Source organism: Bacillus sp. GW823-FHT06B01 (assembly GCF_058952315.1).
Genome location: NZ_JBXAHR010000003.1, coordinates 438,632 through 461,335 on the forward strand (window position 1 = coordinate 438,632; position 22,704 = coordinate 461,335).

The following is a 22,704-nucleotide window of genomic DNA, read 5'->3' on the forward strand; positions in this document are numbered from 1 at the left end:
AAGGAATTTGTAATAAATTGTAGAATATAAGGAGCTGAAAGGGTGTGATTCCGATGTTTATCGCCAAAAGAGAAAACGGAGAAAAAATCCATCTACTCTATCATCATGATGAAGAGCTTTTACATCGTATGCGTAAAAAGGAAAGCTTCTTTTGCATAGCTTGCGGGAAGGAAGTGCAAATGAAATTAGGGAAACAAAAAAGTTGGCATTTTGCTCATAAGAAAATGGACGCGTGTCTTGCCTTTTATGAAGCAGAATCTATGTATCATATGCACGGTAAAGAATTGTTATATAGGTGGTTCAAACGTCAAAACTTTCCTGTGTATATAGAGCACTATCTTCCAGAAATTCAGCAACGACCAGATATTTTCATAGAGAGAGCAGGGAGAACAATTGCGATTGAATACCAATGCGCCAATCTCTCTATAGAGCAGCTGTACAAACGAACCTATTCGTATTGGCGAGCTGGTATACAGGTTATTTGGATCATTGGTGGAAATCAATTGAAAAGGCAATCAGCATATTGGATGAAATTCTCCTCACTTATGGCTTTCTCCTTACAATCTTATCCTCAGCCATTTCTTATTTTCTTCTGTTCGAAACAAAAATCATTTATGAAATGCGCGTTTCTCACTTCATTTTCTACAAGCGTCTCTTTCTCACATATTATCTATTTACCAACTGAAACGACTACTTTTGAAATGCTCTTTTCTCCCGTCTCTTTCCGAAAAGAAACATTAGGTGAGGAATGGAAAAAGCGAAAGAGCTATTTTCGGCAAAATGCTCTGCCGATTTGGAATTACAATCATAAGTCACTATTACGCCTTTTATATCAATGTAAATGTACCCCAGCAAATTTTCCTTCTGAAATTGGTGTGCCACTCCCGTCCTCATTTGCTTTTCAAACAAATCCATTTACATGGCAAGCTTTTCTATATATAAAATGTATAGGTGAGCTTACGGTAGGGGAATGTATTTCCCTTCAATATGTATGTAGTTATGTGAAAACGTATACGAAAAGGCGCATGCTCCCGTACTTTTCACGGCATATATGGAAAGTAGCAGTTGCTGAATATATGACATTTTTATGTTATGCAGGTGTATTGCAGAAAGTAGGGACTTATAAGTACCGGAAAAAAAGAGAAGTAGTTATGTTAAAAACAGAGGAGGAAGTTATAAAATATGATGAAATTTACTTAACGTATGCCTTATCTTTATTTGAGGCAAAGTACAACATGAGAGAAGGAAAAGGGGATATAATAAAGACTGATCGTGAAGGAATTACATAAGAAAAATCGAATTGTATGTAAGTAGAGATATTTAAAGGAGGGCTTAAAGGATGTCTGAACAAAACACAGCAAAAACGTTACCAGATCGCAAAGAGATTGAAGAATCAAGTACGTGGCGACTAGAAGATATTTTCCAAACAGATGCAGAATGGGAAAAAGAATTCCAAGCCATTAAAGAGCTATTACCGAAGTTAACTGAATTTAAAGGGAAACTTGGTGACTCTGCGAACAATTTACTTGAAGCATTGCAATATGAAGACGAAATTTCAATGCGATTAGGTAAGCTATATACATATGCACATATGCGTTACGATCAAGATACAACAAACTCTGTGTATCAAGCATTAAATGACCGCGCAACAAATTTATATTCACAAGTATCTAGTAGCACAGCATATATTGTGCCTGAAATTTTATCGATTTCAGAAGATACACTGCAAACATTCTTGACAGAAAATAGAGACTTAAGTGTATATGAACATGCATTAGAAGAAATTACGCGTCAACGCCCGCACGTATTATCTGAAGCGGAAGAGGCTCTATTAGCAGAAGCATCTGAAGTAATGAGTGCGTCAAGTAATACATTTGGTATGTTGAATAATGCGGATTTGAAATTCCCATCTATTAAAGGTGAGGATGGAGAAGAAGTGGAAATTACACATGGTCGTTACATTCAGTTTTTAGAAAGTGATGATCGTCGTGTGCGCGAAGATGCATTCAAAGCTGTATATGAAACGTACGGGAAATATAAGAACACATTTGCAAGCACGTTAAGCGGAGCTGTGAAACGTAATAATTTCAATGCGCGTGTTCGTAAATACGATTCTGCACGTCAAGCGGCATTAAGTAATAATAATATTCCTGAAGCGGTGTATGATCAACTTGTTGAATCTGTAAATGATAATTTACACTTGCTACATCGTTACATTGATATTCGTAAGCGTGCACTAGGACTTGATGAGCTTCATATGTATGATTTATATACACCACTTGTACCAGAAGTGAAAATGAACGTGAAGTATGAAGAAGCACAAGACATGTTATTAAAGTCTTTAAACGTACTTGGTGATGAGTATGTTGACATTTTAAAAGAAGCATATGAAAATCGCTGGGTAGATGTGTATGAGAATAAAGGAAAGCGAAGCGGAGCATATTCATCTGGTGCATATGGAACAAATCCGTATATTTTAATGAACTGGCATGATAATGTAAATAATTTATATACACTTGCTCATGAGTTCGGTCATTCCGTGCATAGTTACTATACAAGAAAGACGCAGCCGCACGTATACGGTGATTATTCAATCTTCGTTGCGGAAGTAGCATCAACTTGTAATGAAGCACTTCTAAACGATTATTTATTAAAAACGACAGAAGATAAGAAAGAGCGTCTATACTTATTAAATCATTATTTAGAAGGATTCCGTGGTACTGTATTCCGTCAAACGATGTTCGCAGAGTTTGAGCATATTATTCATAAGAAAGTACAAGAAGGACATGCGGTTACGCCAGACATGTTAACGGAGATCTACTATGATTTAAATAAGAAATATTTCGGTGATGCTTTAGTAATCGATGAAGAAATTGGTTTAGAGTGGTCTCGTATTCCGCACTTCTACTACAACTATTACGTATACCAATACGCAACAGGATTTAGTGCAGCAACGGCTTTATCTAAACAAATTTTAGAAGAGGGGCAACCAGCAGTAGAACGTTACATTAATGAGTTCTTAAAAGCAGGAAGCTCAGATTATCCAATTGAAGTGCTGAAAAAAGCTGGAGTAGATATGGCATCTCCAGAACCGGTAAAAGAAGCATTGCAAGTATTTGAAGAGAAATTAAATGAATTAGAAGCATTATTATTTGAAGAGAAGTAATTGTAAAGACGAGGAATTTACCTCGTCTTTTTTTGTTTTAAATATTTTTGTCGATACTTGTCGAAAAAATAAGGTGAATTTCTTTCTTTTTTCTAAATTAGAAGGCAGTTTTACAGGTGATTTTTGTAGTTAAAACCCTTTAAATCGTTTTTTATGGTTGAAATAAGAGAGAGCGATGACAATGACTCCAAATAAAAGAGGGAAGGCAATAATTTTAGGAAAAGCTTGTAGTAGAGAGAGGATGTACAAGAAAAAAGAAACGATGACAGCTAGTAAGATAAGTAAAATATACGTTTTTTTCATACGGAACACCTCCAAAATAGCTTTTTTATAGCTTATTCAGAAATGAAAACGTTTAGAATGTGACAAAAGTGTGAAATTCGACAAAAGGGGTTGTCATCTGACGTCGAATCTTGTAATATAATAAGCGTGAACGAATTCACATACAAACATATACCCCTTTGTTTGAACGTGAAAATTTCTCCCATCCCCTTTAATATTTTTATAAGCCGTAAAGAAGAAGACCTGGTGTTTTACACCAGGTCTTTTTCTTTTGCTATCCATTTCCAATAACGTTCACATTTTACGTCAATCATTTGTACTTTTCGTTTCAGTTGTAATTTTTTCAGTTCACGCTCGATCTCTTGCTGCGAGCAGTCATATATAAATGCTACTTCTTTTGAAGATATAAATTGCGTTGCTTCTAGTAACACTTCTAAAGGTGGTAATGGTTCTGGCTCGATTTCACATTTTACAAGTTCTTTCAATAATTGTACGTATACGTCGTAGGAATAAGTTCCAGCGATTTTAATACCTTCTTCATCTGAATTCGCATGAAAGAATACGAGAGAAGGTATTTCTGTAATATGCATCTCATTTGTAAATTTTAAGTCACATTGGAAAGCTTTTTTTGCGCTAGCGGAATGTAGGTCTTTTTTAAATTCTTCTACATCAATATCGCTATCTCTTGCACATGCAAGTAATAATTCGCAGTCAGGGTTTGATACATTTTCAAGGAAAATGTATTCTTGGAGTTTTCGCAAAAACTTCGAACCTGCTTTTCGGCCCTGTAACTCCGCTGCCTTAATTGCCATCGAAACTAAATATGGTGTTGACGATGCTTCTTGCATATGTACCTTTCCATCACATGAAAAACCTTGTAAACTTGTTGTCTTTTCCCACACAAATCGAATATTAGCAGGTTTATTCCATTTGTGTGAGGAAGCGTTCGTTCCATCCACTTTTCCTGTTACGATATGACGAATAGAGAAGTATTTCCCGTATTCAAGCCATAGTTTAATAATAAAGGGCTCAATTTCCCAGCAATCTTTGCAAAGTGGATCAATAAATAAATATGCTTCTACAGACTTATGCTCGCATGCGGAAGGAGATGGCATATTTATATGCGTTGCTTCCTGCTTATCCATTACACTTCACCTGTTTCGTTTGGAGTATTAACCATATGCTGAGCAGTTAACGCTAAACGTTCAAAAACGAACTCTCTTATATGACCGTGCACTCCTGTGTCATCCATTGCTTGCTCCATACATGATAGCCAAGCCTCTGCTCGTTTTGGCGTAATCTCAAACGGAAGATGGCGTGCTCTTAACATAGGATGACCATGTTCTTCAGTGTACAAATTAGGACCACCTAAATATTGCGTTAAAAATTGTTTCTGCTTCCTAGCGGTTTCTGTTAAATCATCCGGGAAGATGGGAGATAGGTCAGGGTGTTTACTGACATAGGAATAAAACGTGTCTACTAATATTGCAATGCATTGTTCACCGCCAATTGCTTCAAATGGTGTCATCGGTTGCTTGCTCATCCTTTATAAACTCCTTTTTCCATGAAATGTATATCTATTGTAGCAATGGAATGTTCTAGAGGGCAAATAAACAGCCTTCATAACGTTCTTTGCTTATTTTTCAAATGTAAAAGAATCTTTTCCTTTTAAAAAGTGAGATATATCCACTAGTAGAACGTATTCACTAGTGGAATTTTCACTTTAGCGTGCTTTGTTTTGTTTGGCAAGGAAAAAGCGTTTTACTTTATTATTTGTATGACGGATTGGTATGTCGTGCTGTTTTAATAAATGAATAAATGCAGCTTTTCCTGTTTCTTCATCTTGCACTTCAAATTCAATTTCATAATCATCGTGATTGTAATAGAAACTATGATCAAAGACAAGCGTTCCGCCTTCAAATAGTGTTTCGGCTCTTTCAGTTGTTAAACTACCCATATAAGTTAAAGTGGAAACAGGAATTTGTAATTTGTGTAGTTGATCCATTACAGCCCCTGGAATGATTACGTTTGTTTCCATCATCATTCTTGCTTCGTCTTCTGTTACGACTTGATGCGTTTCTAACAAGCCGATTTCTGCAGGTTGTTTCAATGTTAATGTATAAGTTTCTCCTTTATGACGAATACGAAGTGCAGAGCCAGCTTCTTTTAACGAGAAGCCCGGTGTTTCAAAGTAGTGATTCACCTGTTTCGTAAATACCTCAATAGAGAATGATTTACATAATGTATCGAATTCTTCTTCTGTAACAATATTTTTAAATTCAATTTCAATTTCTTGTGTCATTGTATGCGCGCTCCTTTTAAAAAATAATTCTTTACACATTATCGCTTTTTCATAAATTTGGTTCAATGTTTTATTTGTTTGCGTCCATGTTATGATACAATAATACTGTTAAGTAAGACAGGAAGTTGAGATGGAGGAGTTAGAGCATGCAAAATAAAATTCAAGTTAAGAGCGTAGAAAAGAGAGAGAATGCGCTTATTTTTTGTGCGGAAAATAATGAAATAGAGGTAAAGGAGTTAAGTGCGCGTAATCACGTACTTGTAGACTCAGACAATTTATCATTTTTATATATTTTAGAAAACGAATCATCTTTCATTTATGTAAGTATTCCGCACACATGCTGGGAAGCAATGCATGAAGCGATGAATAACGATATAGTAATGTTCGTTCGTGTGAATGACGTTGAAATGGAATTAGAAAATTTAAAAGAAGAAGTAGAATATTTAGTTGAAAATATTGAAGGTAATGCAAATTACGGAGAAGAACTAGTAACTGCTGTAGAAAAAGTATTTCTATAAGCAAATGGATTGATTTTGGTGGTGGTTGAAATGAATCGAAATTGGGAAGAATTTTTAGCACCTTACCATCAAGCGGTGGCAGAGCTGAAAGTGAAACTAAAAGGAATGCGTACTCAATTTGCAATGTTAACAGAGCATTCTCCAATTGAGTTTGTAACAGGAAGGGTAAAGTCGGTTGCTAGTATTATTGATAAAGCGGAGAAGAGAAATGTACCGCTAGATCGGCTGAGAGAAGATATGCAAGACATCGCGGGCCTTCGAATGATGTGTCAATTTGTTGATGAGATTAAGCCTGTTGTAGAATATCTTCGAAAACGGAATGACTTTGAAATCGTGGAAGAACGTGATTATGTCACGCAAAAGAAAGATAGCGGCTATCGCTCTTATCACGTTGTCATTAGTTACCCCGTTCAAACGATTCAAGGAGAAAAAAAAGTATTGGTAGAAATCCAAATACGCACGTTAGCAATGAATTTTTGGGCAACAATTGAGCATTCTTTAAATTATAAATATAGTGGACGTTTTCCTGAAGATATTAAAATACGCTTGCAACGCGCAGCGGAAGCGGCGTTTTTATTAGATGAAGAAATGTCTTCTATTCGTCTTGAGATTCAAGAAGCGCAGAAAGCTTTTTCAAGAAAACAAGAAACGAAAGATTCCGAATCATAAACTAAAGGGTGTTGGGCGATGAAATTTACAATTATGTCAAAGGGAGATCAATCATCAGATACACTGGCAAGCACGATGAAAGAATACTTGCTAGATTTTGGATTTATAATGGATGAAAAGGAACCCGATATTGTAATTTCTGTTGGGGGAGATGGAACGCTTTTATATGCATTTCATCGTTATTATAATCGATTGGATGAAACAGCATTTGTTGGTGTACATACAGGGCATTTAGGTTTCTATGCAGATTGGTTACCGACAGAAGTAGAGAAATTAGTAATTGCAATTGCTAAAACACCATTCCAAGTGGTGGAATATCCGCTTTTAGAAGTGATTATTCGCTATGTGAATGGGAGTAAAGAGTCACAGTATTTGGCGATGAATGAAGCAACTGTTAAAAGTGCGGAAGGTACATTAGTAACAGAAGTGGAAATACGCGGAGAGTACTTTGAAACGTTCCGCGGGGATGGCCTTTGTATTTCTACTCCTTCGGGAAGTACGGCGTATAATAAGGCGCTTGGCGGAGCTATTATTCACCCTTCTATTGAAGCGATTCAAATTGCAGAAATGGCATCTATTAATAACCGTGTGTTTCGTACTGTAGGCTCGCCACTCGTATTGCCGAAGCATCATACATGTGTGTTGAAGCCGGCTGCAGGAATGAACTTACAAATTACGGTGGACCATTTAACGATGGTTCATCAAGATGTGAAATCAATCCAGTATCGCGTTGCAAATGAGAAAGTACGATTTGTTCGTTTCCGTCCGTTCCCGTTCTGGAAACGAGTTCGTGACTCGTTTGTTGCAGATAAATAGAAAGGGTTTATATATTTGAACAGATTTACATTGAAATGGGATATAGAATCGGCTGAAGAGGGAACTTTAGTTAGAGAATTTTTAAAAACAAAAGGGATTTCTAAAGCCGCCTTAACGGATATAAAATTTCGCGGCGGAGCTATTGAAGTAAATAATCAACATGCCAGTGTTCGTCATCAGTTGCAAGCTGGTGAAGAATTACGTGTCTTTTTTCCAGTGGAAGAAAGAAGTGAAGGGATGATTAAAGAAGATATCCCTTTATGTATTGTATATGAAGATGATGCGGTTCTTGTCATAAACAAAGAGGCGAACATGTCAACGATTCCGTCTAGAGAACATCCGGCAGGTAGTGTTGCGAATGCGCTCTTATCTCATTATGATAAGCAGCATCTTGCAAGTACGGTGCATATCGTAACAAGATTAGATCGTGATACTTCAGGGCTTATGCTTATTGCAAAAAATCGTTTCGTGCATCATCTTTTATCGAAACAGCATCAACAAAAAGCTGTGAAAAGAACATATGAAGCAATTGTTCACGGTGAGATGATAGAACGAGAAGGAACGATTGATGCACCGATTGGACGAAAATCGGATAGCATTATTGAGCGAACCGTTTGTGAAAATGGGCAAAGAGCAGTTACTCATTTTAGAGTGATGGATAGCGCCAATCATAAGACGCATGTATCACTTGAGCTTGAGACCGGAAGAACGCATCAAATTCGTGTACATATGGCTCATATAGGCCACCCGTTACTTGGTGATGATTTATATGGAGGAAGAAGAGATGTGATAAAACGTCAAGCACTTCATAGTACATCTTTGACGTTTTATCATCCTATTTTAGAGAAGGAAATGTCTTTCACTACAACGATTCCAAGCGATATGGAAGAGGTATTAAGGCATACTTAAAAAGGGAACAAAATTCTTATGTAACGAAGAATTTTGTTCCCTTTTTTCTTAGCGGAATAATATTAAAATTTGATTTTCACCCGTGCGCTTTATAACGAAAAAGCCACTTTCGGATTTTGTAGCAATGCCATCGTTATTTGGACGACAATATCCATGCGTTTCGCAAGTGCCGTCATCGCGTACTAACATTTGTCCAATTAATCCGACAGGAAGCCACTCGGTACGATCTTTTCTTGCTATATATTTGCAAGTTGGATCCCATTCTGTATTTAAAAGAGGTTGTATGTCTTGCGATTCCGTACGTACATATTGGCGTTTTCCAAAGTTATCTGTTTTATAGCGTTTTTGCCAACTTAAAGCACCGCTATTTCCTATAAGGGCGGGGGTTGCACTAGATATTCCTAAAATGAATGAATCGTTTGAAGTAGCGATCCGAATTTTTTCTTCGCTACTAAATGTAACGAAATAACCTACATCAATAAAATTATTGTCTGTTGTTTCAAACATTTGTGCAAAATCAGTTCCACTTGCATTGTAAGAAGCGCCATCAATATACATTTCCCCATTATGAGCAAGCCACTTTGCACCGATATTATGATCGGTTTCATTTGTGCCGTTTGCAATAAACCAAGAATAAGATTCTTCTGCTGTGCCGAAGCGCCCCATAATATGGCTACCTGCAAAATGAGCTGTTGATGTATGATTACCTTCCGCATGAGAAGAGAATCCGTTAGCGATAGTCGCGGTTCCTTCTGCATGTGCTGCTTCGCCTAAAGCGATTGTATGTTTACCTTCCGCATGAGAATAAGAGCCACCTGCTGTCGTTTCACTTCCTTCACTATGGGAACTATGTCCAGTTGCTTTCGTTTTTGATCCTTCCGCATGAGAGAAAGAAGCTTTTGCGTGTGTAAGAAGTCCTTCTGCATGTGAAGCTGTACCCTCTGCATTAGAGTGAAGCCCCTCTGCATGTGCATATCGTCCCCCTTTTTTTACTTTTGTATTTTCAGGTGTAGGAGTTTGAATTATAATCGTTTTTTCTGTTTGTATATCATTGGATGGTGCTAATGCTTCTCTTATTTTTTTCACTTGATTTATAATAGCAGCTGGAATTTCTGATTCTGCTTTTTTATTTATTGCTACAGGGATGTCTTCTTCTGTATTTTTCTCTGTTTGCTCAGAAGGCACAACCTGTTCAGTGTGAGTAGAGTGAGGTTTATTTTTTTGCTGCATCTTTGTTTTTCTATTATCGATTATGCGGCTCATTACAGCATTTTCTAAAGAGACATATTTTGGTTTAGCTTTGTTTTTGGGGGAAGCCCCTTGTCCGTCCGGTTCTTCTAAAGCTGCAGCTCGAATGCTGCACCAGTTGTTAATTCCGTACATGGGCAGATAAAAAGGCGGGCATTTTCTTTTTTGTTTAGAAGATTTTTTCTTCATTCTGTCACCTCCTGCGACAGTATATGCCGTGTAATTAAAAAAAGATGCACTTTATTGCATCTTTTTTTAATTACTTTACCTAGTTTTTATAGGAGAGCCGCCTAAATGATACGGTAATCCTCGTAATTTGTGAATGATATCTAAATAAGGGTCGTTATGAAATTGGGCGAAATTTCTCAGGGACAAAAGACAGGGAGGAAGGGACGGAAACGGTCTCCATCTCAGGATAACGTAGTCCGGTTAGTTTGCCACCAAATACAGCGCCAGTGTCAATATTGACTGTATGATTTACGAAGCGAGGTTCTTTAATGGGTGTATGTCCATATACAATCCAAGCTTTTCCTTTATATTCTTGTGCCCAGTCGCGACGGACAGGAGAGCCGTCAGCATGTTTTTCTCCTGTAATATCGCCATATAATACAAAGGTTTGTACTTTTTTATCTTGTCTTCCTATGTAATCTTGCCGAATTCCAGCGTGACATACAATTAACCTTTTCTCGTCGAGTACGTGATAAAAAGGAGAGTGCTCGTAAAGGGTGATAAATTTTTCTTTTATAATGTTTTGTTTATGAGAAGGCAGTGCTTCATATTCGGCAACAGTTGTTTCGAGTCCATGAGCGATTGTCACATTACGCCCAAGGAAAAAACGGTATAGTTTATTACAGTGATTTCCCGGAGCGTAATAAGCTACTTTTTTATTTATGACAAGTTCCCATACAATTTCAATCATACGTAATGAATGAGGGCCGCGATCTGTAATATCACCAACAAATGCAAGCTTACGTTGGTCAGGGTGAAACGGCAGGTCACTATTCCAGTTGTATCCGAGTTTCGTCGTTAAATCTTGAAACTCTTGAAAGCATCCATGAATATCCCCTATAATGTCAAATTTCATATTTAAACCTCCACCATATTTTTCATTAGTATATCTAAAAAAGGATAGAGATAAAAATATACTGTTTTTGCTCGTCATTTAAACATAAAGATTTTCGTTCTTGAGCGAACGTTTAAAACGAATCCAATCGCTATCATGTATGTGAGTAAGGAACTTCCTCCGTAGCTCATAAGGGGTAATGTAATTCCTGTAATAGGTAGTAATCCGATGGTCATCCCGATATTTTGAAATACTTGAAAAGTAAACATTCCGATTGTACCAGCACAGATGTAACTACCGAAAGGATCATTACTTTCTAAGGCGATATGAATCATGCGGAAAATAAGTAGGAAAAAAAGTGAAATAATGACACTTGCGCCTAAAAAGCCGAATTGCTCAGCGACATTGGTGAAAATAAAATCTGTATGTGGTTCTGGAAAGTATACTTGCCCATTTTCCCAACCTTTTCCTTGCATTTCCCCTGATCCAGTAGCTAAGAAAGCTTGTCTTAATTGATAGCCTTGTGCATCATATTTGTATGGCGCTAACCAGCCGTAGAAGCGATTTAGTTGATATTCTTGTAAAATGTGTGCTTTAAAGAATTTTGTGTGAGTAAAAAAAATATACGTTAATGTAACGCCAGCTGCAAAAATACCGGAAACTAATCCGAAAATAAAACGCCAACGTATACCAGAAACTAGTATCATTGCTGCGAGCATAGCTGAAATTACCATTGTGTTTCCTAAATCAGGTTCCTTTGCAATAAGTAGTAGGGGTGGCAAACTTGTTGCACATATTTTTCCGAGTAATAAAAAATCGCCGTGTATTGTCCGGAAAAAATATTTCTCATTGTGATTTGCTATAATTCGTCCAGTGACGATAATTAAAAACAATTTCATGATTTCAGACGGCTGGAAATTTCCGATGCCGGGAAGCCTGTACCAAGCGGTAGCACCTTTAATTGTAACGGCACCTGGTACTTGAAGTTCTAGTCCAATAAGTAGTACCAATGCAAAGCTATATAAATACCAAGCAATTTTTTGATAACGATCGAAATCAATAATCATAATCATACCAATGGCTATAAATCCAATGAAGTACCATTGGATTTGCTTTAATACAAAATTTACGCTTTGCAAAAATGGTGGTAAAGAGGCTTGTGCACTTGCAATTGCAAAGCAACTAACAGTCCCAATGGCAAATAAGATGAATAGTAATACGTAGTCTATTTGATATTGAGAATTTGGATCTTTCAATGTATGTATTCCTTTCTATCGCCTAGTAAGTATATGGATCATGTCATGATAAAAATAATATACAAGCAGACTATGCATACATTTATTCCACTATTTGTGGGAAGTCATACATCACGAGGAAGGAATAGCTCCTCCCTTGTGATGGACTATATTGCACGGAGCTCTTTTGTAATGATATTTAAACAATAAGAAAGTCGTGCATGTGTATTTTTATCTGGAATGAGGTTTGGAAATAGATCGTAAAATTTGACCGCATTTTTATACCATCCGTAAGCTCTTATCAAACCTTTTTTATAATATTTAGTGTCTTGTAAGAAACCATACTTTTTCGAAGCTAAAACGAGCTGAGAAAAATCTTCACAGCCCTCAAGGAATTTGTGACGTACTTGCTGTCCAGTATGAAGACGGAATGAACTTAAGGGCTCAGTTATATACATCGCATCACCTTTTGAAAGTAAACTTAGCCAAGAGGCCATATCAACACTACAACCATATTTTCTGCCATGTAAAGTGCCGAAAGGTTCCGTTAATAGGCTTTTTCTAAAGAGTACGATTGTAGGCTCACCGATAATATTTTGTCCTGACATAAGCATACGGTTTCCAAAATCTTTCCCATTTAGTAGAGTATCTTCATCATATAATTTTTTCATGGAGGGATGTTGTTCAATTATATCTCCATTATCATCAATCCAAGTACGATAGGAGGTGATAAGTGCAATGTCTTTATTTAAATCTTGTTGGAAATAAAACATCATTTTTTCGATTTTATTATTATAAAATATATCATCGTCCATTAAGAAATTTATGTACTCTCCTTTTGACTGTTTTAAGAGCGTAAGGGCGTTATGAAATTGTCCTAAAGTAGAGGCATTTCGAATGTACGTTATATGTTTATGTTTATGTAAATAATGTCTGTATATTAATTTTTCTGTTTCATTAGTTGTACTATCGTCTCCTACAATAATTTCAATATTTGAATACGTTTGTGCTAATACACTTTCTAGAGCAATTTTAAAATAATGTGGTCGGTTATAGGTGGGAATAAGGATGGAAACGAGAGGTAGATTTTTCATAGTATTCATATATAACTACCTTTCAGAAATTTTTTGTGTAAGAATAATATCTTGATAACTTGTATGTTCAGTTCTGCTACACCATGAACCATAATGAGGGGGGGACTGTATTTCTAGCCCATGTTTATTTAATAGGGCACGAATATCTTCCTCAGGATAGGAAACTGCGAAATTAGGGATATCTTTATTTAGAACATAACAATTGTCAATTTGATGATAAAAACCTAACGTACTTAGTCCTGCATTTAAGTAATAGGATGATTCAGGGTTAATTAAAAAGAAAGTAATAAAACATCTCCCATCTTCTTTCAGAACTCGTGCAATCTCGCATACGTAATGTTCTAATTCTTTCGGAAGGAGATGGGTAAATACAGACGTTAAAAAAATAAAATCGAATGATTCATCTTCATATGGAAACTTGTATTGGGAAGCATCTTCTTTTCCATCGGGATTGTAGAATTGATTATATATATCGACATGTTCAAAATGGAAATTGTTACGGCGTGTAGAAATGTTATTTTTGCACCATGTAATTCCCGCATTGAATAAGTCAAATCCATAATAAGTACCTTCATCGCTTAAATAATTCATTAATGGAACCGCCATTCGGCCAATGCCACAGCCTACATCTAACACTGTTTCATTTGATTTTAAATTGCCAATTTCAATAAAATACTGCATAAATTCTTTTCCAACTTCTTCAAAATCACCACCTACATATTGAACAAGTTCTGGGGGTGGAATTAATGTGATTTTTTTCTCGTTTTCGTTCATACATTCACTCCGTCCTTGTGGTAAAGTAGGGGATTTCTATTGTATATATAAGTTAATCATTTATAGTGAGGGGAACTTTACACAATTAGTTCTTATGAATAAGTAGTGTAATAGAACCCCTCAAAAAATAAAATTATATTCTATTCTTTTCGCCAATAAATACCGAAATCATCAATCTTAGTAATAGGAGCTTGTAAGTTTCTTTCATTTCTGAAATCTGTTACAGCCTCTGCGCATGTTACCAATCCGTAATCATCAATAATAATATAGCCGCCTGTTGAAACTTTATCGTATAAGTTTACAAGACTATCCATCGTTGATTCATACATATCACCATCAAGGCGAGCAATTGCAATTTTTTCTACCGGTGCTGAAGGCAAGGTATCTTTAAACCAACCCTTTAAAAATTTCACCTGATCATTTAATAAATCGTATTTTCTAAAGTTTTCTTGCACTGTTCCTAAAGAAACTCGTAAGTAATCGAATGTGTGCAAATAATCACCGTAATCTTTCGGATATTGTTCTAAATTAGGTGCTGGCAGACCTTCAAACGAATCGGCAACCCACACAGTACGATCCGTAATGTTGTTTGCTTGTAAAAAACCATTCATAAAAATGCATGATCCTCCGCGCCATACACCAGTTTCAATAAAATCACCTTCTATATTTTCCCTTACAACAGTTTCCATAGCCTCATGTAATTGATTCATACGTTTTCGACCAACCATACTGTGTGCTGCTCTTGGCCAATCCTTGCCACCTTGACGCGCATTTTTTGAAACGTTAGGATCAACGATTTTTAAATTGTGATTTTCTACGTATTGCTTAAGAAATAAAGGAAGTGGAACTGTAACTGGTTCATATGATAGCTCTTTAGATATATGTAACGAAGCAGGTAAGTATGGTTCGTATTCTAACCATATTTCAAATAAAATTGTTTTCTTTAATAACTCGAGATAAAGCTGGACAGCTGATTTATTTTCCATATAAGTGCCTCCTGCGGAATGTCATACAACATTATGACTATGTAGAAAAGAAAGATTTAATGATTGAATTTAATAATGAAAAAGCAGTAAAACTGATATCAGTTTTACTGCTACGTACAAAATTAAGCGATTTTTTCAATAATAATTGATGCACTTGTACCAAGAGCTAGTGATAATCCAATTCCTGTAACAATTGCTTCAACGAGTGATGGTGTTGTAGTAATTTGTGTAATGGCTTGGATAACGATAGGAGCTCCAAGTGAAATCAAGCTTGTGCCCGCACCTGGTACATTAACTCCATTAACTTGAATTCCAAGACTTCCTAATAAACTTACTGCCGCTGTATAAGCAATAACAGTAATTTTATAGAAGCCAGTTTCACTAATTACGAAAGTATCGGCATCCATTTGAGAAATTGCCGTACCAAACTGAGATCCAACGGTATTAAATGGTACTGGATCATTAATCCCAAGAGCCAAAGAAACTGTAGCTGAGTTAAAGGCATACAATCCTGCTGGAAGTCCTAAGCCAGAAGGTCCAGTTGGCCCAGTCGGTCCAGTAGCACCAGTAGCACCAGTTGGTCCAGTAGCACCGGTAGCGCCAGTAGCACCAGTTGGTCCAGTAGCACCGGTAGCGCCAGTAGCACCAGTTGGTCCAGTAGCACCAGTTAGCCCAGTTGGTCCAGTCGGTCCAGAAGGTCCAGTTGGTACAGTTGGCCCAGTCGGCCCAGTTGGTCCAGTCGGTCCAGTCGGTCCAGTCGGCCCAGTCGGTCCAGTTGGTCCAGAAGGTCCAGTTGGTACAGTTGGCCCAGTCGGCCCAGTTGGTCCAGTCGGTCCAGTCGGCCCGGTAGGAAGGGTAAACGGTGGTATTGGTGGTAATGTTGGTCCTACAAGATTAGGGTCAAATGCACTAGCTGATAAAGATTCATCGGGATTTAATCCATCTGAATAATTATTATTTGACATAAATTCACCTCCATAAAGCGTTCATTATATAGTAGATGCAAAACCGGAAGAAAATGACACGGACATTTGAATTATTGAAAAGAAATCTTAAACAGCTTGTGCAAGTTAAAAAAATGGAAAGTTTATTGTATGTATAACATATGATTGATTTGGAAGAGGGTGATTATGTTGAACAAGCAAGGAATTACAATTAGTTTATGTATGATTGTTCGAGATGAGGAAAATACAATAGGTCGATGTTTAGACGCAGTGGAAAAAATTGTGGATGAAATTATTATAGTTGATACAGGTTCCATTGATCGAACGAAAGAAATTGTAGCTCAATATACCTCTAACATATATGACTTTCCATGGATTAATGATTTTTCGGCAGCTAGAAATTTTTCTTTTTCGAAAGCAACGCAAGAATATATATTATGGCTAGATGCTGATGATGTGTTATTAGAAGACGCTCAAGAGGCATTGAAGTTATTAAAAAGAGAGTTAGATCCTAATGTTGATGCTGTTTCAATGCCTTATCATCTTGTAATGGATTCTAATGGGAAACCTTTATACTGTACAAAAAGATATCGGCTTGTAAAGCGTGAAAAACAATTTGAATGGTTTGGAAAGGTGCATGAGTATTTAGCTATTTTTGGTGAGATTTTTAATAGTAATGTGGCGATTACACATAAGAAAGAAAAGAAAGTAACGAATCGTAATTTGAAAATTTTTCAAGATGCTGTAGCAGCTGGAGAGGAATTGAGTCCGAGAGATTTGTTTTATTACGCGAATGAATCTATGGATAATCAAAAATATGATGATGCAGTTCTGCTATATGAAACATTTCTTAATCAAGACGAAGGTTGGTATGAAGAGAAAATTTATGCATGTGGTAAATTAGGAGATTGCTATGCAAAGCTTGGAATGTGGGAGAAGGCAGTTGAATCTTGTGTAAAGTCATTTCGGTATGATGTCCCTAGAGGAGAGAATTGTACAAGAATAGGATATATATATATGGATCAACAAAAATACAATGAAGCAATTTTTTGGTTTAAACTTGCAACAGAAGTGACAATGGCAACAGAGAGTCCTTTTCACAGTCCAGCTAGCTACACATGGATTCCCTATTTACAAATGTGTATTTGTTATAGCAAGTTAGGCGAGCAAGATAAAGCTTATTATTACAATGAATTAGCAGCTTCTTATGTTCCGAATAATGCTGCAATTGAATACAATCGCAAATATTTTCGGAGTGTTTTTGATGAACAATATAAATCGTTATAGGTTGCGTTTTTATTACGATTCTAACTCTAATAGATTGGCTATATAGTAAAGTATCGGCAATGTAACCAGTACTGGTTACATCTATAGACTTTAGATGAGATTTATATTTCAAATTCAATTTGCATAAGGAGTGTGTAAAATGAATTCCCCAAAAAATTCTTTATACGAAGAAAAGTCCGGGCATTATTATAATGCAGTGAATCCGAATTTATTAAAACATATAAAAAAGGAATGGAAAGAAGTTCTTGATATCGGTTGCTCGAGTGGTGCACTGGGAGCTGCCATAAAAGAAAATGGCACACGTGTATCAGGAATAGAGGCATTCCCAGAGGCGGCAGAACAAGCAAAAGAAAAACTAGATCATGTTGTTTTAGGAGATATAGAAACAATGGATATGCCGTATGAGGAGGAGCAATTTGATTGCATTATATTTGGTGACGTATTAGAGCATTTATTTGATCCGTGGGCTGTAATAGAAAAAGTAAAACCATATATAAAGCAAAATGGTGTGATTTTGGCTAGTATCCCGAACGTTTCACACATTTCAGTATTAGCTCCCTTACTTGCTGGAAATTGGACGTATACAGAATATGGTTTATTAGATAAAACACATATTCGTTTCTTTACATTTAATGAAATGCTACGAATGTTTTTAAAAGCAGGCTATTCAATTAGTAAAGTAGATCGTGTATATGTTGATCATAAAATGTATGAACCGCTTATTGAGGAATTATATGGAATTTGTAAAAAATATCGTCTTGGAAGTGGCTTCATGGCTGAGACGGTTGTATTTCAATATATTATTGAAGCAGAAAAATCACAATTATGAGTGCTGCAGATAAAACAATATTATTTGTTACGTGTATAAATGATCGGCAAATGTATGCACAATGTGCGCGACATATATTACAATTGCCAGTTCCTCCAGGATATACGATACAGTTTATGCCGATTCGGAATGCAAAAAGTATGACGAGCGGATATAATAAAGCGATTTCGCATCCAGCGAAATATAAAGTGTATATACATCAAGATGTTTTCATTGTAAATATGGGATTTTTATACGGATTAATTCAATTGTTTCAGGAACATGAACATCTTGGAATGATTGGTATGGTTGGAGCCCAATATGTTCCTCCAAATGGAACATGGAATGTAGGCAGAGGAGTTGTTGGAAAAGTAATTGGTTATATGAATGATTTATTTTATATGGCCAGTCAAGAAAAACCGTACCATGAGTCAAAAACATTTATGCCCGTTGAATGTATTGACGGTTTATTGATGGCAACGCAATACGATATTCCGTGGCGGGAAGACTTGTTTGATGGGTTTGACTTTTATGATGTGTCCCAATCATTTGAATTTAGAAAAGCTGGCTATACAGTGGGGGTTCCTGTACAGCGTGATGCGTGGTGCATTCATTATCATATTGATGTGAATATGACGAACTATGAAAAGTATAGAAAGATATTTGTGGAGCACTATATGTCAGATGTAAATCAAGACGAATAGAGGGGCTACAAAATGAAAGATCATACAATATTAGTCGTTGTTTGTATAAATAATGAAGAGCTATTTGAACAATGCGAGAGACAAATACGAAACCTTTTTGTTCCCCCTGGTTATGTCGTACAAATTTTTCCGATACGGGATGCGAAAAGTATGGCAAGTGCATATAATCGAGCACTTGCATATCCCGCGAAGTATAAGGTTTATATACATCAAGATACTTATCTTATTAATCGAGAGATGTTTTATACACTCATTTCACTTTTTAAAGATAACGAAAAACTTGGTTTAATTGGCGTAGCTGGTGCGCAGTTTTTACCGAGTAACGGGATATGGTGGGAAGGGAAAAATTTAGTAGGGAAAGTGATTGAGTACAGAAGACAGAATTATCAACTATTAAATTTGGATCAGCTGTTTTATGGGAATCAATCATTTATGTCAGTTCAGGCAATTGATGGATTATTAATGGCTACACAATATGATATTCCATGGCGAGAAGACTTGTTTCAAGGATTCCACTTTTATGATGTGTCGCAGTCTTTAGAGTTTCAAAAAGCGGGTTATTTAATTGGTATCCCTAATCAAGCAAATTTATGGTGTATTCATTACAACGGGGATGAGTTTGATGCGGATACATATGAGAAGTATCGGAAAGTGTTTGTAGAACATTACAAAGATATACTATCTCCATCATAAGGGAGAGATGCAGGATGAAAGGAATTATTTTAGCAGGTGGAACTGGATCGAGATTATATCCAATAACGAAAGTAACGAATAAACATTTGCTTCCTGTTGGACGTTACCCAATGATTTATCATGCGGTATATAAACTAAAACAATGCGAGATTACAGATATTATGATTATTACAGGTAAAGAGCATATGGGGGATGTTGTTAGTTTTTTAGGGAGCGGTCAAGAGTTTGGCGTGTCCTTTACGTATCGTGTGCAAGATAAGGCTGGCGGAATTGCACAAGCATTAGGGCTTTGTGAGAATTTCGTTGGGAATGATCGCATGGTAGTTATATTAGGGGATAATATCTTTTCTGATGACATTGGTCCTTATGTTGAAGAGTTTGCAAATCAAAAAGAAGGTGCGAAAGTACTGCTGCAATCTGTAGATGATCCGGAGAGATTTGGTGTAGCAAACATTCAAAACCGAAAAATAATTGAAATTGAAGAAAAACCGAAAGAGCCGAAAAGTTCCTATGCAGTTACAGGAATTTATTTGTATGATTCGAAAGTTTTTTCTTATATAAAAGAATTAAAACCTTCTGCAAGGGGAGAACTTGAGATTACTGATATTAATAATTGGTATTTAAAACGAGGGGTACTTACTTATAATGAAATGAGCGGTTGGTGGACTGATGCGGGAACTCATATTTCTCTTCAAAAGGCGAATACGTTAGCGCGGGATATAAACTTTGGTAAACAGTTTAACGGAGAATAGGTGAGAATATGAAAGTTGTAGAAACAAACTTTACCGACGCAAAATTGTTAGAACCGAGGTTATTTGGAGATGAGCGTGGCTTTTTTACTGAAAGTTATAATAAGAAGGTGCTAGAAACATTAGGGGTTACGTATTCGTTTGTGCAGGATAATGTTTCTTATTCAGCAGAAGCGGGAACGATTCGGGGATTACACTTTCAAAAAAATCCGAAAGCACAAACGAAACTTATTCAAGCTATGCAAGGAGCAATCTATGACGTTATCGTTGATTTGCGAAAAGATTCACCAACGTTTAAACAGTGGAGAGGATATATTTTAAGCGCGGATAATCATCGGCAATTGTTAGTGCCAAAAGGATTTGCACATGGCTTTTGTACACTTGTGCCGCATACTATTGTTATGTATAAAGTAGATGAGTATTATAGTGCTGATCATGACTCAGGGGTACTTTGGGAAGATAAAGAATTAGCAATTCCATGGCCGGTAACAAATCCTATTTTGTCTGACAAAGATCGAATATTACCGTTGCTTCAGGAATGTGAAGATAGCTTTTGAGTAGGAGAGTTGTTTATGAATATATTAGTAACAGGTGGGGCTGGATTTATTGGAAGTAACTTTGTTCATTACATGTTACAAAGCTATGAAACATATAAAATTATTAATTACGACGCATTAACATATAGCGGGAATTTAAATAATGTGAAGTCTCTTCAAGGGTATCCTAATTACTCTTTTGTAAAAGGGGAAATTCAAAATGGAGAGCTGCTAGAGCATGTCATAAAAGAGCGAGACGTCCATGTGATTGTAAATTTCGCAGCTGAATCACATGTGGACCGTAGTATTGAAAATCCGATCCCTTTTTATGATACAAATGTAATTGGGACAGTCACATTATTAGAATTAGTAAAAAAATATCCACATATTAAACTCGTGCAAGTATCAACAGATGAGGTGTACGGCTCTTTAGGGAAAACAGGGCGATTTACCGAGGAAACCCCGTTAGCTCCAAATAGTCCATACTCTTCAAGCAAGGCGAGCGCCGACATGATAGCTTTATCTTATTATAAAACATATCAATTACCAGTTATAGTAACGCGTTGCTCCAATAACTATGGGCCGTATCAATATCCTGAAAAGTTAATTCCGTTAATGGTTACGAATGCGCTGGAAGGAAAAAAACTACCGTTATATGGCGATGGATTAAATGTAAGAGATTGGTTACATGTAACGGATCATTGTAGTGCGATTGACGTTGTTCTGCATAAGGGACGTATAGGAGAAGTATATAATATAGGTGGAAATAATGAAAAAACCAATGTAGATGTTGTGGAACAAATTATCTCTCTCTTAGGAAAAACGAAAGAAGATATTGCGTATGTTACAGACCGTTTAGGGCATGATCGTCGTTATGCGATTGATGCACAAAAGATGAAGAATGAGCTCGGGTGGGAACCGCAGTATACGTTTGAACAGGGGCTAAAAGAAACGGTGGAATGGTATGAACATCATATAGAATGGTGGAAACCACTAAAAGAAAAATAAGGGGCATATAAATGAAAGAGCGGATTATCATAACGGGAGCAAATGGTCAATTGGGAAAGCAACTACAAGAAGAGTTAAATGCTGAAGAATATGACATATATCCATTTGATAAAAAGTTACTAGATATAACAAATATATCCCGAATGCAGCAAGTGGTACAAGAAATAAGGCCACATATAATTATTCATTGTGCAGCGTATACGAAGGTTGATCATGCTGAGAAAGAACAAGACCTTGCTTATGTAATAAATGCAATAGGAGCTCGAAATGTAGCGGTTGCTTCACAAGTAGTAGGGGCGAAATTAGTTTATATTAGTACCGATTATGTATTTCAAGGTGACAGACCAGATGGCTATCATGAGTTTCATAATCCATCACCAATAAATGTATACGGGGCTTCTAAGTATGCGGGAGAGCAGTTTGTCAAAGAGTTACATAATAAATATTTTATCGTTCGAACATCGTGGTTATATGGTAAGTATGGAAACAATTTTGTGAAAACGATGATGCGGTTAGGAAAAGAAAGAGTAGAATTATCTGTTGTAGCGGATCAAATTGGTTCTCCTACTTATGTGGCGGATTTAAATGTGATGATTAATAAGCTCATTCACACTTCTTTATACGGTACGTATCATGTATCAAATAGAGGCTCATGTTCTTGGTTTGAATTTGCCAAAAAAATATTCTCGGATGCAAATATGAAAGTGAATGTATTACCTGTTTCAACCGAAGAATTTGGATCGGCGGCAGCTAGACCGAAATATTCTGTTTTCCAACATAACATGCTACGATTAAATGGTTTTTCACAAATGCCTTTTTGGGAAGAAGGATTAGAGCGGTTTTTTATAGAAACAAAAAGTCATTAACAAAATTTAAGTTAATGACTTTTTTGTTTGCCTTTAAGAGGTTTTAT

The 22,704-nt window shown here is 36.4% G+C and carries 25 protein-coding genes; 14 read left to right on the plus strand and 11 right to left on the minus strand.

Features of this window, described 5'->3' with window-relative positions; translation table 11 throughout:
- The first annotated feature begins 44 nt into the window (after positions 1-44).
- Complete coding sequence (locus tag AC1Q8N_RS15400) at positions 45-1,289, plus strand: competence protein CoiA (protein WP_098630547.1); 1,245 nt, start codon at positions 45-47, stop codon at positions 1,287-1,289.
- A gap of 50 nt (positions 1,290-1,339) precedes the next feature.
- Positions 1,340-3,166, plus strand: coding sequence for an oligoendopeptidase F (pepF, locus tag AC1Q8N_RS15405; protein WP_097917812.1), 1,827 nt, complete (start codon positions 1,340-1,342; stop codon positions 3,164-3,166).
- 129 nt (positions 3,167-3,295) lie between these two features.
- Here pepF and AC1Q8N_RS15410 read toward each other — a convergent pair whose 3' ends face one another.
- The 4 genes from AC1Q8N_RS15410 to AC1Q8N_RS15425 all read right to left on the minus strand — a co-directional run bounded on the left by AC1Q8N_RS15410 (position 3,296) and on the right by AC1Q8N_RS15425 (position 5,750).
- Positions 3,296-3,469, minus strand: a complete 174-nt coding sequence (locus AC1Q8N_RS15410) for a hypothetical protein (protein ID WP_046957017.1) — start codon at positions 3,467-3,469, stop codon at positions 3,296-3,298.
- A gap of 230 nt (positions 3,470-3,699) precedes the next feature.
- Positions 3,700-4,593 carry a ClpXP adapter SpxH family protein gene (locus AC1Q8N_RS15415; protein WP_000360672.1) on the minus strand — a complete coding sequence of 298 codons (894 nt, stop codon included), beginning with the start codon at positions 4,591-4,593 and terminating at the stop codon, positions 3,700-3,702.
- Entirely contained in the window at positions 4,593-4,991 is a 399-nt protein-coding gene (locus AC1Q8N_RS15420; RefSeq protein WP_000043382.1) for a globin domain-containing protein, read from the minus strand. The genes AC1Q8N_RS15415 and AC1Q8N_RS15420 overlap by 1 nt, the downstream gene beginning before the upstream one ends.
- Positions 4,992-5,171: 180 nt before the next feature.
- Positions 5,172-5,750: a CYTH domain-containing protein gene (locus AC1Q8N_RS15425; protein ID WP_098077730.1), complete on the minus strand. Its 579-nt coding sequence runs from the start codon at positions 5,748-5,750 to the stop codon at positions 5,172-5,174.
- A 146-nt stretch (positions 5,751-5,896) separates the two neighbouring features.
- Between AC1Q8N_RS15425 and AC1Q8N_RS15430 the strand changes: the two genes are divergently transcribed.
- Genes AC1Q8N_RS15430 through AC1Q8N_RS15445 form a run of 4 tightly spaced genes read left to right on the plus strand, consistent with a single transcriptional unit; the run spans position 5,897 to position 8,662 of the window.
- A complete protein-coding gene (locus tag AC1Q8N_RS15430) occupies positions 5,897-6,268 on the plus strand; it encodes a UPF0738 family protein (RefSeq protein ID WP_001179996.1) in 372 nt (123 codons plus the stop codon).
- A gap of 30 nt (positions 6,269-6,298) precedes the next feature.
- Positions 6,299-6,937: a GTP diphosphokinase gene (gene yjbM, locus AC1Q8N_RS15435; protein WP_001081480.1), complete on the plus strand. Its 639-nt coding sequence runs from the start codon at positions 6,299-6,301 to the stop codon at positions 6,935-6,937.
- Positions 6,938-6,955: 18 nt separating this feature from the next.
- Positions 6,956-7,753 carry an NAD kinase gene (locus AC1Q8N_RS15440; protein ID WP_000673190.1) on the plus strand — a complete coding sequence of 266 codons (798 nt, stop codon included), beginning with the start codon at positions 6,956-6,958 and terminating at the stop codon, positions 7,751-7,753.
- Positions 7,754-7,768: 15 nt separating this feature from the next.
- A complete protein-coding gene (locus AC1Q8N_RS15445) occupies positions 7,769-8,662 on the plus strand; it encodes an RluA family pseudouridine synthase (protein ID WP_001079117.1) in 894 nt (297 codons plus the stop codon).
- A gap of 48 nt (positions 8,663-8,710) precedes the next feature.
- Here AC1Q8N_RS15445 and AC1Q8N_RS15450 read toward each other — a convergent pair whose 3' ends face one another.
- From AC1Q8N_RS15450 to AC1Q8N_RS15480, 7 genes are all read right to left on the minus strand, one after another.
- Entirely contained in the window at positions 8,711-10,099 is a 1,389-nt protein-coding gene (locus AC1Q8N_RS15450; RefSeq protein WP_048545151.1) for a peptidase G2 autoproteolytic cleavage domain-containing protein, read from the minus strand.
- A 154-nt stretch (positions 10,100-10,253) separates the two neighbouring features.
- Positions 10,254-10,994, minus strand: coding sequence for a bis(5'-nucleosyl)-tetraphosphatase PrpE (prpE, locus tag AC1Q8N_RS15455; RefSeq protein ID WP_098077738.1), 741 nt, complete (start codon positions 10,992-10,994; stop codon positions 10,254-10,256).
- 74 nt (positions 10,995-11,068) lie between these two features.
- On the minus strand, positions 11,069-12,229 hold the full coding sequence (locus AC1Q8N_RS15460; protein ID WP_000654715.1) for an FtsW/RodA/SpoVE family cell cycle protein: 1,161 nt from the start codon (positions 12,227-12,229) through the stop codon (positions 11,069-11,071).
- A 146-nt stretch (positions 12,230-12,375) separates the two neighbouring features.
- On the minus strand, positions 12,376-13,311 hold the full coding sequence (locus tag AC1Q8N_RS15465) for a glycosyltransferase family 2 protein (RefSeq protein ID WP_098642672.1): 936 nt from the start codon (positions 13,309-13,311) through the stop codon (positions 12,376-12,378).
- Between the two features lie 6 nt (positions 13,312-13,317).
- Positions 13,318-14,076: a class I SAM-dependent methyltransferase gene (locus AC1Q8N_RS15470; RefSeq protein ID WP_098077744.1), complete on the minus strand. Its 759-nt coding sequence runs from the start codon at positions 14,074-14,076 to the stop codon at positions 13,318-13,320.
- Between the two features lie 140 nt (positions 14,077-14,216).
- On the minus strand, positions 14,217-15,062 hold the full coding sequence (locus AC1Q8N_RS15475) for a TylF/MycF family methyltransferase (RefSeq protein WP_493521267.1): 846 nt from the start codon (positions 15,060-15,062) through the stop codon (positions 14,217-14,219).
- Positions 15,063-15,184: 122 nt separating this feature from the next.
- Positions 15,185-16,027 carry a BclA C-terminal domain-containing protein gene (locus AC1Q8N_RS15480; RefSeq protein ID WP_493521268.1) on the minus strand — a complete coding sequence of 281 codons (843 nt, stop codon included), beginning with the start codon at positions 16,025-16,027 and terminating at the stop codon, positions 15,185-15,187.
- A gap of 165 nt (positions 16,028-16,192) precedes the next feature.
- Between AC1Q8N_RS15480 and AC1Q8N_RS15485 the strand changes: the two genes are divergently transcribed.
- The 8 genes from AC1Q8N_RS15485 (at position 16,193) to rfbD (ending at position 22,657) form a co-directional block, all read left to right on the plus strand.
- On the plus strand, positions 16,193-17,293 hold the full coding sequence (locus AC1Q8N_RS15485; protein WP_098047547.1) for a glycosyltransferase: 1,101 nt from the start codon (positions 16,193-16,195) through the stop codon (positions 17,291-17,293).
- Between the two features lie 139 nt (positions 17,294-17,432).
- Positions 17,433-18,122 carry a class I SAM-dependent methyltransferase gene (locus AC1Q8N_RS15490; protein WP_098047546.1) on the plus strand — a complete coding sequence of 230 codons (690 nt, stop codon included), beginning with the start codon at positions 17,433-17,435 and terminating at the stop codon, positions 18,120-18,122.
- The gene (locus tag AC1Q8N_RS15495; protein WP_048545136.1) at positions 18,119-18,805 is read left to right on the plus strand and encodes a glycosyltransferase family protein; all 687 of its coding nucleotides are present in this window, start codon (positions 18,119-18,121) and stop codon (positions 18,803-18,805) included. The genes AC1Q8N_RS15490 and AC1Q8N_RS15495 overlap by 4 nt, the downstream gene beginning before the upstream one ends.
- A 12-nt stretch (positions 18,806-18,817) precedes the next feature.
- Positions 18,818-19,498, plus strand: a complete 681-nt coding sequence (locus AC1Q8N_RS15500; RefSeq protein ID WP_098077752.1) for a glycosyltransferase family protein — start codon at positions 18,818-18,820, stop codon at positions 19,496-19,498.
- Between the two features lie 14 nt (positions 19,499-19,512).
- Complete coding sequence (locus AC1Q8N_RS15505) at positions 19,513-20,250, plus strand: sugar phosphate nucleotidyltransferase (RefSeq protein WP_098077755.1); 738 nt, start codon at positions 19,513-19,515, stop codon at positions 20,248-20,250.
- Between the two features lie 8 nt (positions 20,251-20,258).
- Entirely contained in the window at positions 20,259-20,804 is a 546-nt protein-coding gene (gene rfbC, locus AC1Q8N_RS15510; protein ID WP_048545130.1) for a dTDP-4-dehydrorhamnose 3,5-epimerase, read from the plus strand.
- A 15-nt stretch (positions 20,805-20,819) separates the two neighbouring features.
- Positions 20,820-21,791: a dTDP-glucose 4,6-dehydratase gene (rfbB, locus tag AC1Q8N_RS15515; RefSeq protein ID WP_098047544.1), complete on the plus strand. Its 972-nt coding sequence runs from the start codon at positions 20,820-20,822 to the stop codon at positions 21,789-21,791.
- 11 nt (positions 21,792-21,802) lie between these two features.
- On the plus strand, positions 21,803-22,657 hold the full coding sequence (rfbD, locus tag AC1Q8N_RS15520; RefSeq protein WP_493521269.1) for a dTDP-4-dehydrorhamnose reductase: 855 nt from the start codon (positions 21,803-21,805) through the stop codon (positions 22,655-22,657).
- Positions 22,658-22,704 lie beyond the last annotated feature (47 nt).